At 42.0% G+C, this 16,021-nt stretch carries 12 protein-coding genes; 8 read left to right on the top strand and 4 right to left on the bottom strand.

The genetic code is table 11. The features are described from left to right. Positions 1–3 precede the first annotated feature (3 nt). The 3 genes from PTE_RS22850 (at position 4) to PTE_RS22845 (ending at position 5,058) form a co-directional block, all read left to right on the top strand. The gene (locus PTE_RS22850) at positions 4–1,599 is read left to right on the top strand and encodes a serine hydrolase domain-containing protein (RefSeq protein WP_051477371.1); all 1,596 of its coding nucleotides are present in this window, start codon (positions 4–6) and stop codon (positions 1,597–1,599) included. 142 nt (positions 1,600–1,741) lie between these two features. Beyond that, complete coding sequence (locus tag PTE_RS11280) at positions 1,742–3,337, top strand: serine hydrolase domain-containing protein (protein WP_036846383.1); 1,596 nt, start codon at positions 1,742–1,744, stop codon at positions 3,335–3,337. A gap of 122 nt (positions 3,338–3,459) precedes the next feature. Next, positions 3,460–5,058 (top strand): serine hydrolase domain-containing protein, encoded by a 1,599-nt coding sequence (locus PTE_RS22845; RefSeq protein ID WP_051477370.1) that lies wholly within the window; start codon positions 3,460–3,462, stop codon positions 5,056–5,058. A gap of 152 nt (positions 5,059–5,210) precedes the next feature. Here PTE_RS22845 and PTE_RS26515 read toward each other — a convergent pair whose 3' ends face one another. From PTE_RS26515 to PTE_RS11255, 4 genes are all read right to left on the bottom strand, one after another. Further along, a complete protein-coding gene (locus PTE_RS26515) occupies positions 5,211–6,227 on the bottom strand; it encodes a hypothetical protein (protein ID WP_051477369.1) in 1,017 nt (338 codons plus the stop codon). Positions 6,228–6,856: 629 nt separating this feature from the next. Continuing rightward, complete coding sequence (uxuA, locus tag PTE_RS11265) at positions 6,857–8,047, bottom strand: mannonate dehydratase (protein ID WP_036846380.1); 1,191 nt, start codon at positions 8,045–8,047, stop codon at positions 6,857–6,859. Positions 8,048–8,135: 88 nt separating this feature from the next. After that, positions 8,136–8,894, bottom strand: coding sequence for an FCD domain-containing protein (locus PTE_RS11260; protein ID WP_036846377.1), 759 nt, complete (start codon positions 8,892–8,894; stop codon positions 8,136–8,138). A 119-nt stretch (positions 8,895–9,013) separates the two neighbouring features. After that, positions 9,014–9,994, bottom strand: coding sequence for a TRAP transporter substrate-binding protein (locus PTE_RS11255; RefSeq protein ID WP_036846374.1), 981 nt, complete (start codon positions 9,992–9,994; stop codon positions 9,014–9,016). A gap of 297 nt (positions 9,995–10,291) precedes the next feature. Between PTE_RS11255 and PTE_RS11250 the strand changes: the two genes are divergently transcribed. Genes PTE_RS11250 through PTE_RS11230 form a run of 5 tightly spaced genes read left to right on the top strand, consistent with a single transcriptional unit; the run spans position 10,292 to position 16,008 of the window. Continuing rightward, positions 10,292–10,798: a TRAP transporter small permease gene (locus tag PTE_RS11250; RefSeq protein ID WP_036846371.1), complete on the top strand. Its 507-nt coding sequence runs from the start codon at positions 10,292–10,294 to the stop codon at positions 10,796–10,798. Positions 10,799–10,825: 27 nt separating this feature from the next. Beyond that, positions 10,826–12,127, top strand: coding sequence for a TRAP transporter large permease (locus tag PTE_RS11245; RefSeq protein ID WP_036846367.1), 1,302 nt, complete (start codon positions 10,826–10,828; stop codon positions 12,125–12,127). Between the two features lie 37 nt (positions 12,128–12,164). Continuing rightward, positions 12,165–13,622, top strand: coding sequence for a fructuronate reductase (locus PTE_RS11240; protein ID WP_036846364.1), 1,458 nt, complete (start codon positions 12,165–12,167; stop codon positions 13,620–13,622). Positions 13,623–13,642: 20 nt separating this feature from the next. Next, positions 13,643–15,067 carry a glucuronate isomerase gene (gene uxaC, locus PTE_RS11235; protein WP_036846361.1) on the top strand — a complete coding sequence of 475 codons (1,425 nt, stop codon included), beginning with the start codon at positions 13,643–13,645 and terminating at the stop codon, positions 15,065–15,067. Then, positions 15,064–16,008: a sugar kinase gene (locus tag PTE_RS11230; RefSeq protein WP_036846360.1), complete on the top strand. Its 945-nt coding sequence runs from the start codon at positions 15,064–15,066 to the stop codon at positions 16,006–16,008. The genes uxaC and PTE_RS11230 overlap by 4 nt, the downstream gene beginning before the upstream one ends. Positions 16,009–16,021: the final 13 nt, after the last annotated feature.

The following is a 16,021-nucleotide window of genomic DNA, read 5'->3' as shown; positions in this document are numbered from 1 at the left end:
TTAATGATGGAATCGGCTATATCTACAGATAATATTAAATTATTTATCGATGAAATAAATAAATTGGTTGATATTGAAAATAAAAAAAAGGGTGGAGCCCTCGCGGTTGCTATCACCCACGGACATGAAACAATTTATCAGCGCTATATTGGGCAAGCTAGTTTTGAACATGCAGTAGCCGCACATTCCGGAACTAAATTCTATTTAGCAAGTGCTTCAAAACAATTTACCGCTTTTTGCATTGCGTTGTTGGAAAAAGAGGGAAAGCTCTGTGTCAATGATAAGGTTAGACAATATTTGGATTATTTACCTACAGATTTCTCTGACATTACCATTGCACAGCTTATCCACCATATCAGTGGGTTACGGGATGAGCTTTTGCTTTATAATCTGGCGGGTAAAAATACAAATTTTGACCACAGGAATATTGATTTAGCGAGCAAGCTAATTCAACGGCAACAAGTGCTTAACTTTACTCCGGGGGAATACCATCTGTATTGCAACACGGGTTATAATCTGCTGGGGGAAATAGTCAAAGTGGTTTCAGGTAAATCACTGAGAGAATATGCCGAAGAAAATGTTTTTGCCCCATTAAAGATGAAAGATACCAGTATCTATGATGACGCCTCCGAGATTATCTTTGATCGGGCGATGGGTTATTCCTATAAAAATGAGTCGAATCAGTGGGTAAGAGATGACCTCAACGATTCGGTGGCCGGTGCAGGGGCCGTTTATTCTACGGTGAATGATTTATGTCACTGGATGAGAGCGTTTTATTCGCCATCTATTGTTCAGGATCTACTGCCTCAGTTATCCCGTACACCACATTTAGCCAATGGCAATATTAGCAATTATGCTTACGGCCTTGTTATTGACCAACGTGAAGGACAAAAGGTAATACAACATAGTGGTAACTACGTTGGCTTTAGAGTTAATATTTACATGTTGCCTGATGCCAAATTGGGTATTGCTATTACTACCGCAATGAGTATTGATGTTGTTAAAATGGTTAATCAATGTCTTGATGTATTGTTTAATCCTGACGGTGCTAAACCAGAAAAACAGCCTTGTCGGACCAGTAATGTCGATATTACCGGTATTTTTAGAGGGGTGAAACCCTATCCTTATATTATTACCAAAGAAGATTCATATTTATTGGGTGATTTATTGAAAGAAGGTAACCCGATTGTCTTTAACCATGATGGTACATTTCAACAGGAGGGTGGTAAAGACAAATTCAGACCTATTATTAAAAACGATCGTGTTGTAGCACTGGAACAAACTGATGAAGATAGAAATACTTTTTATTTAGATAAGAAGATTGATGAAGGTAGTATCGATATTCAGCAGTTATCAGGGAGCTATTATAGCCACGAAACAGAGGCGATTCTTACTATCACAGCTTCTGGAGATGGAATTTATATTGATGGAATTATCTACCCAGGGAAAAAAGAAGTCTTACGGCGGGTTTACGGGAATTGTTATTTCTCTCCCAGTACTAAATTCGTTATTGATTTTGCATTAGATTCTAACACGAATAAACCTCACCTTTTTATCAGTAATTCACGTTGCTGGAAGATAGAATTTGTCCCGATTTAATTGGCATTGTTGCAAATCAGATAAGAATTGAGAATAGTGTTTTTATGGCAGGATGGTGTGGATTTTATCGGGATCCTAAAGATATTATCTACCAGACTGCATCTGTATGCCCTGTTTGTATAGCCTTAAAGTAAGGAAATTAATGATGGAATCAAATATATCTACAAATAATATTAAGTTGTTGCTTGAAAAAATAAACGAACTGGTTGATATTGAAAATAAGAAAAATGGTGGAGCCTTTGCTGTTGCTGTCACTCATGGAAATAAAACCATTTATGAGCGCTATATTGGGAAATCCAGCATTGAATATGCAGTTGCTGTACATCCCAGAACTAAATTCTATCTGGCGAGTGTTTCAAAACAATTCACCGCTTTTTGTATTGCTTTGCTGGAAAAAGAAGGAAAGCTTTCTGTCAATGATAAAGTAGGGCAATATTTAGATTATTTCCCTGCTGGTTTCTCTGATATTACCATTGCGCATCTTATTCATCATACCAGCGGGTTACGGGATGAGTTTTTGCTTTATAGTTTGGCGGGTAAAAACGCAGATTTTGATCACCGCCGTATTGAGTTGGTGAGGAAATTAGCTCAACGGCAACAAGCGCTTAATTTTACTCCTGGGGAATATTTTCTGTATAGCAACGCTGGCTATAATTTGCTGGCGGAAATAGTCAGAGTGGTTTCAGGTAAATCGCTGAGAGAATATGCCGAAGAAAATGTTTTCATCCCATTAAAGATGAAAGATACCTTTTTCTATGATGATATCACCGGGATTATCGTTGATCGGGCAATGGGCTACGCCTATGATGAAAATTTAAACCGGTGGAAAAGAGATGATCTTAATGATGCAGTGGTTGGGGGTTCAGGGCTTCATTCTACAGTGAATGATTTATGTCGTTGGATGAGAGCGTTTTATTCGCCATCCATTGTTCAGGATCTATTACCTCAGTTATCCCGTACGCCAGATTTAACCAATGGCAATCGTAATAATTATGCTTATGGTTTTATTATCAACCAACGTGAGGGGAAAAAGATAATACGACATGGTGGTAGTTATAGTGGCTTCAAATCAGAAGTTTTGATTTTGCCTGATGATAAATTAGGGATTGCTGTGACTTCTGCAACAAATACTGATGCCTTTCAATTTATTCAACAGTGTATTGATGTATTGTTTAATGTCGACGGTGCTAAACCAGAAAAACAGACTTGTCGGACCAGTAATGTTGATATTACAGGTATGTTCAAAGGAATAGAACCTTATCCTTATATTATTACCAAAGAAGATTGCTATTTATTAGGTAATTTATTCGAAAAAGGCAACCCGATTATCTTTAATTCTGATGGTACATTCCAAGAAGAGGGAGGACAAATCCGGTTTAGACCTGTCATTGAAGATGACAGTGTTATTGCACTGGAACAGATTAATGAAGATGGCAATGTTTTTTATTTAGATAAGAAGATTGATAATGGTGGTGTCGATGTTCAGCTACTGTTAGGGCGTTATTATAACCACGAAACAGAAGCGATTCTTACTGTCGTGGCTTCTGGTAATGAACTTTATATTGATGCGATCATCTCTCCTAAAAGTAAAGAAGTCTTACGGCGGGTTTACGGCAATAGTTATTTTTCTCCCAGCACTGAGCTTATTATTGATTTTGAGTTGGATCCTGATACGAATGAACCTCGTCTTTTTCTCAGCGATAGTCGTTGCTGGAAGGTAGAATTCGTCGCAGTTTAATTGATATGGCTGAAAATAGCGTTTATCTGGCAGGATGGTGTGGATTCTATTGAGATTATAAAGATATTTTCTACTAAAATTCATGTATATACCTTTTTGTATAATTTGAAATAAAGGAATTAATGATGGAATCGAATATATCTACAGATAATATTAAGTTATTTATCGATAAGATAAATAAACTGGTTGATATTGAAGATAAGAAAAATGGTGGGGCCCTTGCTGTTGTTGTTACCCACGGAAATAAAACTATTTATGAACGCTATATTGGTAAAGCCAATATTGAACACGCGGTTGCTGCACACCCCAGAACTAAATTCTATTTCGCGAGTGTTTCAAAACAATTTACGGCTTTTTGCATTGCCTTGTTGGAAAAAGAAGGAAAGCTCTGCGTTAATGATAAGGTCAGACAATATTTGGATTATTTCCCCGCCGATTTCCCTGATATTACCATTGCGCATCTTATTCATCATACCAGTGGGTTACGGGATGTGTTTTTGCTTTATAGTTTGGCGGGTAAAAACGCAGACTTTGACTACCGCAATATTGATTTAGTGAGAAAACTGGTTCAACGGCAACAAGCACTTAACTTTACTCCTGGGGGATACCATCTGTATAGCAACACTGGCTATAATCTGCTGGCGGAAATAGTCAAAGTGGTTTCAGGTAAATCACTGAGAGAATATGCAGAAGAAAATGTTTTTGCCCCATTAAAGATGAAAGATACTTTTTTCTATGATGATATAACCGAGATTATCTTTGATCGAGCAATAGGCTACGCTTATGATGAGAGTTTGAACCAGTGGAAAAGAAATGATCTTAACGATGCGGTGGTAGGGGCTTCAGGGCTTCATTCTACGATAAATGATTTGTGTCGCTGGATAAAAGCATTTTATTCGCCATCTATTGTACAGGATTTGTTGCCTTATTTATCCTGTGCGCCAGATTTAACGAATGGCAATCGTAATAATTATGCTTACGGTTTTTTTATCAGCGAACATGAAGGACAAAAGATGATACGACACGGTGGCGATTATGGTGGCTTTAAATCTGATGTTTGCATTTTGCCTGATGTCAAGTTAGGTGTCGCTATTATCACTGCAACAAATATTGAAGTCACTAAATTGATTGGTCAGGGGCTTGATGTGTTGTTTAACACCGACATGATTGAGCCAAAAAAACCGTATTGCCAAATCAGTCATATCGATATCACTGGTATTTTCCGAGGGGCGGATCCTTATCCTTATATTATTACCAAGGAAGATTGCTATTTATTAGGGAATTTATTCGGAAAAGGTAACCCGATTATCTTTAACTCTGATGGCACATTCCAGGAAGAGGGAGGTAAAATCCGATTCAGACCTATCATTAAATATGATCGTGTGATAGCACTGGAAGAGATTAATAGGAATGGCAATACTTTTTATTTACATAAGAAGATTGATAAAGGTGGTGTCGATATTAAGCAGTTATTAGGGAACTATTATAGCCATGAAACAGAAGCGACTCTGACTGTCGCAGCTTCTGGTGATGGGATTTATATTGATGGTGTTGTCTATCCTGGAAAAAAAGAAATTTTACGGTGTATTTACGCGAATAGTTATTTCTCACCAAGCACTAAATTTATTATTGATTTTATATTTGATCCTGAAACGAATAAGCCTGATCTCTATATCAGTGATTCACGTTGTTGGAAGGTGAAGTTCGTCTCAGTTTATTGATGTAGTTTCTGATAATGGTTGATGGACTTCAGTGCATTTTCCTTTGGAAAAGGAAAGAAGCTAAGGTAATAGCAACTAACCGCCCTTCCTGAAAATGCACTTATTAGTTTAGTCGAATCCATTTGTTATTAATCATCCAAGGTGTTAAGAATTTATTTCTTCAATAAAGCAACTTCATCCGCATTTTTCTGGCACAGCAGAGTAAGATTAGTAATAGAACGGGTAAGATCATCTATAATACTCTCCAGCTTTTTAATATCCATTTCCAGTTGATTATTTTTTATATCCAATGCACTTATTTTTGTCAATTTAGCATATAATTGCTGACCATTCACCGCCTCCGTACTGTTACTGGAAATATCCCCGGCAGCAACATTCACAATCTTACGTTGATTACCCGGTCTTCCTACAGAAACAACATTCGATTTGCTGGCAACAGAATTTGCACCTAATGCAATGCTCCCACTTGCTGTTACAGAGGTGTTTTGGCCAATCGCAATTCCCTGAGATGCACTAACATTAACTTTTTGCCCCACGATAATAGAAGACGAAGAGTTGGATCTAGAGTCTGATCCTAATACAATACTTCTACTTCCTGTTACAGAGGCGTTTTGACCAATCACAATTGCCTGAAGCCCACTGGCAGAAACCTTTTGCCCCAGAGCAATAGAAGACGAGCCGCTGGATACAGAGCCTTCCCCTAATGCCACACTCGCATTTCCTGTTGCAGAGGCGTTTTGGCTAATTGCTACTGCCTGACTCCCCCTGGCAATGGCTTTTTTCCCCAGAGCAATAGCAGCCGAACCGCTGGATATAGAATCTGATCCCAATGCCACACTCGCATTTCCTGTTGCAGTGGAGTTTTGACTAATTGCTACTGCCTGAACCGCACTAGCAACAACCTTTTGCCCCAGGGCAATAGACGCTGAACCACTGGATACAGAATCAGCGCCAATCGCAATTGGCCATATGATTTTGTCATCCTGATCCTCTTTTCTACCCGCCAGTTGATTTTGCCCAATAGCAATAGCGGCCTCACTAATTGATTTAGAAATTAGTGGTGAAGCACCAATTGCTATAGCGTGTATTGCTGGTGCTTCTGCATTCCCAACAACAACTGAATCTTTACCAACTGTTTGATCAGTTGTATTCATATTCTCTGTAGACATATATACCTCTTAATTTAGAAATTAAATTATTATAACTTATTGCTAGATTAATAATCTCAGTAATATAATTTAGTATTTTTCATTAAAAATAATCAAATAATACATAATAATTTCTTTTCAAATTTTTCATCATGAAATATTAAACAAACTTAACGATAAAATATCACTATACCCTCCCATCTTTTTACGCGAGCCTAAATTAACACTGCAATCGTTAAGTTGAAACATTATACGAAAAATTAAATTTGTAAACAAATTAAAATCATGTGGTTATGAAATATATTTCGTGGGGTTTATTTAATGTATCAAACAGCTTAATTAACTATGATAACTTGTTGAGCCAGTTAAATGAAAACTAACCGACACTATGTTATTTGTATATATTTCATTACCCTCAACACAATTATTTATATAATTTACCCGAGTAAATGCAGTTAGTATGAAAAATCGAAACTTATTCTTACTTATTGGAAAACAGAGAACTTGCCAAGATTTTTCTGCCGTTAGCAAATTAATTAAAATAATAAAGTAAAGTTTTATTTCAATATCCTGATAGTAACGTCAATGTGGATAAATATAAAAAGTAACCCTTTATAGGGTTACTAATAAATATATCCAGTAACTTGGGTTTATTGTTTTTTCTCAAAGAACGCGCGTTTCAAACCTAATTCCAGCCCACGAAATTCTGCCAAACCTTTTAATCGGCCAATACAGGAATAACCGGGGTTCGTCTGTTTTTTCAGATCATCAATTATTTGGTGACCGTGATCAGGACGCATTGGGATCAAGCGGTCATCTCCGGCTGCTTTGCGGCGATATTCTTCACGCAGGATTTCCATCACCACACTATACATATCTACATCACCTGCCAGATGAGCGGCTTCATGAAAAGTTTTACTGTTTTCTTCCCGTTGGGTGGAACGCAGGTGAGTAAAATAGATCCGGTTGCCGTAGCGCTGAATCATCTCAACGAGATCATTATCACCACGAACGCCGTAGGAACCGGTACACATCGTGATGCCATTAGCTGGGCTTGGTTCAATGGTTGTCAGCCATGCAATATCTTCAATAGTGGAAATGATACGTGGTAAGCCCAGAATAGGACGAGGTGGATCATCCGGGTGAATTGCCAGACGTAAACTCTGTTCTTCACACACAGGAATAATCTGGTGCAGGAAATAAGCCAGATGCTCACGCAGTTTATCGTGGCTAATATTTTTGTAGAGATCTAATTGTGCCTGAAATGCTTCCAACGTATAGCCTTCTTCGGCGCCCGGTAGACCGGCAATGATATTAGCAGTGAGTTTATCAATATCAGCATCAGACATATTGTCGTAATAGACTTTTGCCTGAGCTTGTTCTTCAATGGTGTAATCGGCTTCTGCGCCAGGGCGTTTGAGGATGTGGATCTCAAATGCGGCAAAGGCAATTTGATCAAAACGCAGGGCTTTAGAGCCATTTGGGAGTAGATACTCAAGATCGGTACGTGTCCAGTCTAACACCGGCATAAAGTTATAACAGATGGTGTCTATGCCGCATTCAGCCAGATTTTTCAGCGAAGTTTTGTAGTTATCAATCCATTGCTGATAGTGACCTGTCTGAGTTTTAATTTCTTCATGAACAGGCACACTTTCAACAACCGACCAGATAAGCCCTTTATTTTCGATTAGGGTTTTACGGGCCAGGATTTCATCTTTGCTCCAAACTTGCCCGTTAGGAATATGGTGTAATGCGGTGACGATACCCGTTGCACCAGCCTGACAGATATCATCTAAGGAAACAGGGTCATTTGGGCCGAACCAACGCCAGGTTTGTTCCATTATTATTTACCTTTGCATAAATTCAGAATGAAAAACAGCCACCAGAATAACTGGATATAAAAACGTATTTATAAATTATCCTGCTGAATTAATTACGCTGCTTTGCTATTTCAAAGGGATATGAATTAAACAGATAACCATCGAAATAGGGATCATCAATATCAGACAATTCCAGCAAACGTAATTTCACATTCTCCAGGTGTTGCCACATTGCCTGTTTGGCTGCCGCCGGATCTTTCTTGATCATAGCGGCCAAAATGATCTGATGATCATGCAGCCATTCTTTACGGTAATCTTTGTCGGTGATTCGGCTATGGAGTTTTAGCCACATGGGATTATTTTCCCGCCATGCCCAGGATTGTTTAAGTAGTTCAACTAACATGCTGTTATGTGTCGCTTCCGCAATTGCCAAATGGAATTCTCTGTCGCCGGATTCATCTTCACCGGCAGCCAAATCTTCCGACTCTCTTTTCAGTGCCCGGCGCATATTAGCAATATCGTTGGGTGTGACTTGCATTGCGGCAAATTCAGCAATATTACTTTCCAGTAATTGACGAGCCTGTAATAGTTCAAAAGGTCCTGCCGCGTTGACTGAGCATGAAGACGACGACACGTGAGGGAGGTTAATAATATAAACCCCGGAACCTTTGCGAACTTCAATCAGGTTTTCCAGTTCGAGCATGATCAAGGCTTCACGGACAATGGTTCTGGAAACCCCTAATAAATCAGCAAGCTCTCGCTCTGGTGGTAAACGATCCCCGATACGATATTGCTGGTTGGCAATCATCTGCCTTAATGAAACGCCAACTTCTTGGTAAGGGCGTTTTGGCTCAAGTAAATGCTTCATTACATCGCTACCATTACGATAATTATTATTGTATTGCATAGATCATAGTCAAAAACAGGAATTGGTCAACCAAAAACGCCACTTAAGGGTGAAGGCCGTTTGACTTTCACCAGGGATGATTATCTTACTGCGCGAATGCGTTCTACCATACGGTAAAGCATTGGATCAGTTTTCTTGATGTTGTCGTACATAGGTTTGACGGCTTCTTCAAACGATTTTTTATCAACATCAACAAACTTGACCCCAATTTTTTCTGCGTTCTGGCGCTCCTTTTCTTCTGACTTTTCCCATAATTTCGTCATATATTCGGAAGAGTTGGCTGCCGCATCCATGAGGATTTTTTGTTGTGCTGATGACAGTTTATTTAGCGATTTATTAGAAATCACCAAGACATCCGGCACCATAGTGTGCTTATCCAGTGAGAAATACCTTGCAACTTCACTGTGACGGCTCAGGTTGAAAGAGGGAATATTGTTCTCTGCGGCATCCACGACCCCCTGTTGCAGGGCGGTATACAGTTCGCCGTAAGCCAATGGTGTCGGATTACCACCCAGGTTTTTCACCATTGAAATGGCGGTTGGGCTAGGTTGTACTCGGATTTTCATGCCTTTTAAATCCGCAGGAGTACGAATCGGCTTTTTGGCGTAAAAGCTGCGTGCACCGGCTTCATAATAGGTTATACCGACAAACCCGCTGTTTTTGCTGGAAGCGAGGATCTCTTTACCAATCTCACCGTTTTTGATTTTTTCGTAGTGTGCTTTATCACGGAACAGATAAGGTAAATTAAAAGCGGAATAGGCAGGTGTAAACGCTTCCAGTTCCGCAGCATTAGATTTGACTAAATCCAGCGCCCCATTTTGCATCAGCTCCATCGATTCCCGCTGGTTGCCCAATTGTGCATCTGGGTAGATCCGAATACGAACATCACCATTTGTTTTTTGGCGAACTTCATCAGCAAACTGAGTCATTGCCTTGTGTACTGCGTGATCGCGGTTATGGTTATGACTGAGTTTTAATGTTGTCACTGCCATGACTTGTGATGCTCCCAAGGTGAATATTGCGCCGATGACAGTAGATAAAATACGCTTAGAATTGTTCATTGTTCGTTCTCCAATTGCTGTAAATAGGTTACGGGCACAGCTGAACTGACGGTCAAACCATAAGCATCACTTTGGTTTTCGTCAAAAAGTAAAAATCATTTGGTTGACCAAGATCTCAAAATAATCCGGTTTTTTGGTCAACCAATCAGTTTGTGATCCCGCTCACTGGATGTTTTTTTGACCTTAATCTTATAATCCGGGTGACGTAAAGTGCCCTTTACTTATTTGGTCAGGCAGTTTTCTGACATCTGGTCAACCAGAAATGGCATCCGTAAAGGCCTATAAGGACAAAGCCCCATGAAAAACCTTGTGGATTGCATCAATAAAGGTTTGGCATTTTTTACCATCTGCCTTTCCACTTTTTTGGTGTTTTGTGTCATATGGCAGGTGGTTTCCCGGTATGTGCTTGGTACGCCGAGTACGGTAACGGATGAACTTGCCCGTTATCTGTTTATGTGGGTCGCCATGGTTGGCGCGGCATATACCACAGGCCAACACCGTCACTTAGCTATCGACCTGTTAATGATGAAACTTAAAGGGGCAGGTAAAAATATTGTGGGTTTGGTGATACAGGCGGCGATAGCGTTGTTTGCTGCGGTCGTACTGGTGTATGGCGGATCAGTACTGGCTATCTCAACGCTTGAAACCGGGCAAATTACACCGGCGTTAGGGCTACAGATGGGATATGTCTACTTATGTTTGCCAATCAGTGGAGTGTTGATGATTTTCTATGTGCTGGCAGACATTGTTTCTCTAATTCAGAATTTTTCAGGTAAAGACACCACGGTTTCTGAAAGTCATTAACATCACCAAACAGAAGAGGATAAGCTTATGGATTGGCAAGTGGTTTTAGCTTTGTTTGGTAGCTTTGCTGTGTTGTTAGCGCTTGGTATACCGGTATCCTTTGCGATTAGTTTGTCGTCATTACTGGCAATTATGATGACGTTGCCAATGGAAGCGGCAATTACCGTTGTCGCTCAACGTATGGCTGTGGGTGTCGATAATTTCTCTTTACTGGCGATCCCGTTTTTTATTCTGGCGGGAAATATTATGAATCAGGGGGGGATCGCTGCCCGGTTGATTAATCTGGCAAAAGTCATTGGTGGCCGTTTGCCTGGCTCTCTGGTTCACGTCAATATTATGGCGAACATGTTTTTCGGGGCGATTTCAGGTTCAGCGGTGGCATCGGCTGCGGCAGTCGGTGGAACGATGGCGCCAATGCAGAAAAAAGAGGGCTATGAGCCGGAATATTCTGCCGCTGTCAACATTGCTTCCTGTCCTGCTGGTTTGTTAATCCCGCCCAGTAATACCTTGATTGTTTATTCACTGGTTTCTGGTGGTACATCGATTGCCGCCCTGTTTCTGGCAGGTTATATTCCCGGCATTCTGATGGGAGTATCCCTGATGATTGTGGCGGCGATTATTGCCCGGCGCCGTAATTATCCGGTATCGCCAAAGCCGACATGGAACGAGTTTTTTACTACCTTGGTCCGCGCCTTGCCTTCCCTGATGCTGGTTGTGGTCATTATGGGCGGTATTATTGCCGGTATTTTTACCGCGACAGAGGCTTCGGCGATTGCGGTGTTGTACAGCTTTGTTTTAGCCGTACTGATTTATCGTGAAGTCAGTATCACTAAACTGCCAAAAATCATTCTCGATTCTGCTGTGACCACCTCGATTGTCCTGTTGCTGATTGGTGCATCAATGGGCATGTCATGGGCAATGGCGAATGCTGATTTGCCCTATTTGATTGCTGATGCGCTGATGGAAGTTTCTGAAAACTCGCTGGTTATTCTGCTGGTCATTAATCTCATTCTGTTGTTGATCGGGATCTTCATGGATATGACCCCGGCGATTCTGATTTTTACCCCGATTTTCTTGCCGGTGGCACAGAATATGGGGGTTGATCCGGTACACTTCGGTATCATTATGACTTTCAACCTGGCTATTGGTATCTGCACGCCGCCGGTAGGGAGTGCGCTGTTTGTTGGCTGCTCTATCGGTGAGGTCAGCATTAATAAGGTACTGAAGCCTTTGGTGCCTATGTACTGTGCTTTGATTATCGCTCTGATGCTGGTGACCTTTATGCCACAACTGAGCTTGTGGTTGCCTCAGATGTTACTGAGTTACTGATTATTCAGATAATCTGCGTCGTTAAAGGAATTATTCCATGATCCGTAATATCGCCAACGGTGAAATCAGTTCTGTTGCTTCTTTTCCTGCCTATGATCGCCAGAAACTGGTTACTCGCATTGTTCATCTGGGATGTGGCGCTTTTCACCGGGCGCATCAGGCGGTTTTTACTCATCACATGCTGGAAAAAACCGGCAGTGACTGGGGCATTTGTGAAGTCAGTTTGTTCTCCGGTCAGACACTTATTCAGCAACTTAACGATCAAGATTGCTTGTGTACCATTGCGGAAAAAGGGGCAGAACAAACTGAGCTGAAAATTATCGGCTCGATGATTGATGCTTTACACCCTGAATTTGTTGGTCAGCAAGGTATTCTGGAAACTATGGTACAGCCGCAGGTGGCGATTATCTCGCTGACAATTACCGAGAAAGGCTATTGTACCGATGCCGCCAGTGGCAAATTGGATGTGAATAATGCGCTGATTCAACAGGATTTAGTTAATCCAACCGCGCCAAAATCGGCTATTGGATATATTGTTGAAGCGCTTCGCTTACGCTATAAACGTGGCTTATCGCCGTTGACGGTGATGTCCTGCGATAACGTCAGAGAAAATGGCAAAGTGACCCGTGAAGCGGTGATCGGTTTTGCCCGTTTACGAGATGAAAAACTGGCGCAGTGGGTTGAGGGGAATGTGACGTTCCCATGCACTATGGTTGACCGCATTGTTCCAGCGGCTACGCCAGAATCGCTGGAGGAAATAGCTGAACAATTGGGTGTTTATGACCCATGCGCAATTGCCTGTGAGCCTTTCCGCCAATGGGTGATTGAAGATAATTTTGTGAGTGGCCGTCCAAACTGGGATGTGGCGGGAGCACAATTTGTTGAAGATGTGGTGCCTTTTGAAACCATGAAATTGCGAATGCTCAACGGCAGCCACTCATTTTTGGCTTATCTGGGCTATTTGGGAGGGTATGCGCATATTGCTGACGCAATGATGAACCCCGATTACAGGCAAGCCGTTTTGGATCTGATGCTGAAAGAGCAGGCTCCAACTCTGACGATGCCGGCAGGAACGGATCTTTTCCAATATGCGCACCTCCTTATTGAGCGTTTCAGTAACTCCAGACTTAAGCACCAGACCTGGCAGATAGCAATGGATGGCAGCCAGAAATTACCCCAACGTATGCTTGATTCTGTCACTTATCATCTGGCGAATGGCCGTGATTATTGGTATCTGGCCTTGGGCATTGCTGGCTGGATGCGTTATATCAGCGGTAAAGATGAGCAAGGCGAATTGATTGATGTACGTGATCCGTTGGTTGACCAATTTAAATCTATTTATCGGCAACATGGATTATCTGTTGATGCAGTTCCCGCATTGTTGGCTGTTTTTGGCAACCCATTGTTAGCCAACCCGCATTTTGTTCGGGTAGTGAGTAACGCTTACCAACAATTATTAGACTACGGCGCACGTTGCGTTGTGGCGATACGCTGATCTGGGCACCGGAAAAAGACATGAAAAATTTTATGTGTGAAGATTTTCTGCTGAACAATGAAACAGCCCGTCAGCTATATCATGAACACGCCGCAGCTATGCCGATTTATGACTATCATTGCCATCTTAACCCGCGTGAAATTGCCGAAAATCGCCGGTTTGATAACCTCGGTCAGATTTGGCTGGAAGGGGATCACTATAAATGGCGGGCAATGCGTTCCGCAGGGGTTGATGAATCACTGATTACCGGCAAACAAACCAGTGATTATGAAAAATATCAGGCGTGGGTGAAAACAGTGCCACTGACGTTGGGAAATCCGCTTTATCACTGGACTCATCTGGAGTTACGCCGTCCGTTTGGTATCGCCGGGAAATTATTCGGGCCGGAAACTGCTGATGAAATCTGGTATCAATGCAATGAAGAGCTGGCGACACCGGAATTTTCAACTCGTGGCATTATGCGGCAAATGAATGTGCGTATGGTTGGAACGACGGATGATCCGGTGGATTCTCTGGAATATCACCGTCAAATCGCCGCAGATGACAATTTCGATATCGAAGTATTACCCAGTTGGCGTCCTGACCGTGTATTTAAAATCGAGCTGGCAGGTTTCACGGATTACATCAAACAGCTTGAGGCGGTGGCTGACGTGTCGATCTCTGCTTTTGCTGATGTGTTGTACGCGCTGGAGCGTCGTCTTGATCATTTTGCCGCGCATGGTTGTCGGGCTGCTGATCATGGCATAGAGAATCTGTGCTATACAGCGGTTCCTGATGAAGCTGTATTGGATAGGATCCTGCAAAAACGGCTGATAGGCGATATTCTCTCTGAACTCGAAATTGCGCAGTACACAACGGCGGTTCTGGTATGGCTTGGTCGTCAATATGCAGCTCGTGGTTGGGTAATGCAGATGCATATCGGCGCTATCCGTAATAATAATACTCGTATGTTTCGTTTGCTTGGTGTGGATAGTGGCTTTGACTCCATTGGTGATAGCAATATCGCCTGGCCGTTATCCCGCTTGCTGGATAGTATGGATGTGACAGATGAATTGCCGAAAACAATTCTCTACTGCCTAAACCCTCGGGATAACGAAGTGATTGCCACGATGGCAGGCAACTTTCAGGGGGGCGGTATTGCCGGTAAAGTGCAGTTTGGTTCGGGCTGGTGGTTCAATGATCAGAAAGATGGCATGTTGCGCCAGCTTGAACAACTTTCCCAACTTGGGTTGTTGAGTCAGTTTGTTGGTATGTTGACCGATTCCCGTAGCTTTCTTTCATACACACGACATGAATATTTTCGTCGAATTCTGTGTAACTTGTTGGGGCAATGGGCAGAAAACGGAGAAATTCCTAATAACAGAGCAACGTTAGGGCAGATGGTTGAGAATATTTGCTTTAATAATGCCCGCCGTTATTTTGCCTTGCCGGGAGAAAACCAATGAAGCGGATTGCATTTCTTGGTGAATGTATGATTGAGCTTAATGGCGCGCCTTTCAGTGCTCTACATCAGACTTTTGGTGGTGATGCGCTGAATAGTGCGGTTTACTTAGCACGGGCAAGCCAGCAAAAGATTGCTGTGAATTTTGTTACTGCGCTGGGAATGGACTCACTCAGCGAAGGTATGATCAAACGTTGGCAGGATGAGGGTATCCATACGCATCTGGTGTTGCGTGATCCGGCTCATCAACCAGGGTTGTATCTGATTCAACTTGATGAGCAGGGAGAACGCACTTTTCTGTACTGGCGTAATGATTCCGCCGCTCGTTATATGGTTCGCCATCCTGATTTCTTTTCTGTTATTCAATCGTTGCAGCAGATGGATGCTATTTATCTCAGTGGCATTAGCCTGGCTATCTTGCCTGCCGATGATCGTGAAATATTACTGAATCAATTGGCTGAACTGGCTGCGCAAGGAAAAACGGTGGTTTTTGACAGTAATTACCGTCCGGCATTATGGGAAAGTGTGGTAGAAACCCAAGCCTGTTATCAGAAATTACTCTCTTTTACCTCATTAGCACTGGTGACAGATGACGATGAAGGCAATTTGTGGGGTGATAAATCAGTGACAGAAATCATGACCCGCCTCAAATGGGCAGGGGTTAAAGAAGCTATTGTTAAAGTGGGTGCAGCCGGTTGTTATTATCAGAATTTGGTGCAGAGTACGCCGATTGAGCAGATCCCAACTGAGCCGGTTGGTAAAGTGGTCGATACCACAGCGGCGGGAGATGCTTTTAACGCCGGGTTTTTGGCCGGCTATTTGACAGATTGCTCAGTACAACAAGCGGTAAAAATGGGGCATGGTCTTGCGGGTATCGTTATTCAGCATAAAGGGGCGATTATTCCAATCAGTGCTACTAAAACGATGATTGACAGCTTCTTTTAAGGGCAGGAGAAAA

The organism is Photorhabdus khanii NC19 (assembly GCF_000517265.1).
GTDB classification, from domain to species: domain Bacteria; phylum Pseudomonadota; class Gammaproteobacteria; order Enterobacterales; family Enterobacteriaceae; genus Photorhabdus; species Photorhabdus khanii.
Note: the sequence above shows the minus strand (reverse complement) of the source record. Positions and strands in the feature narration are given on the sequence as shown.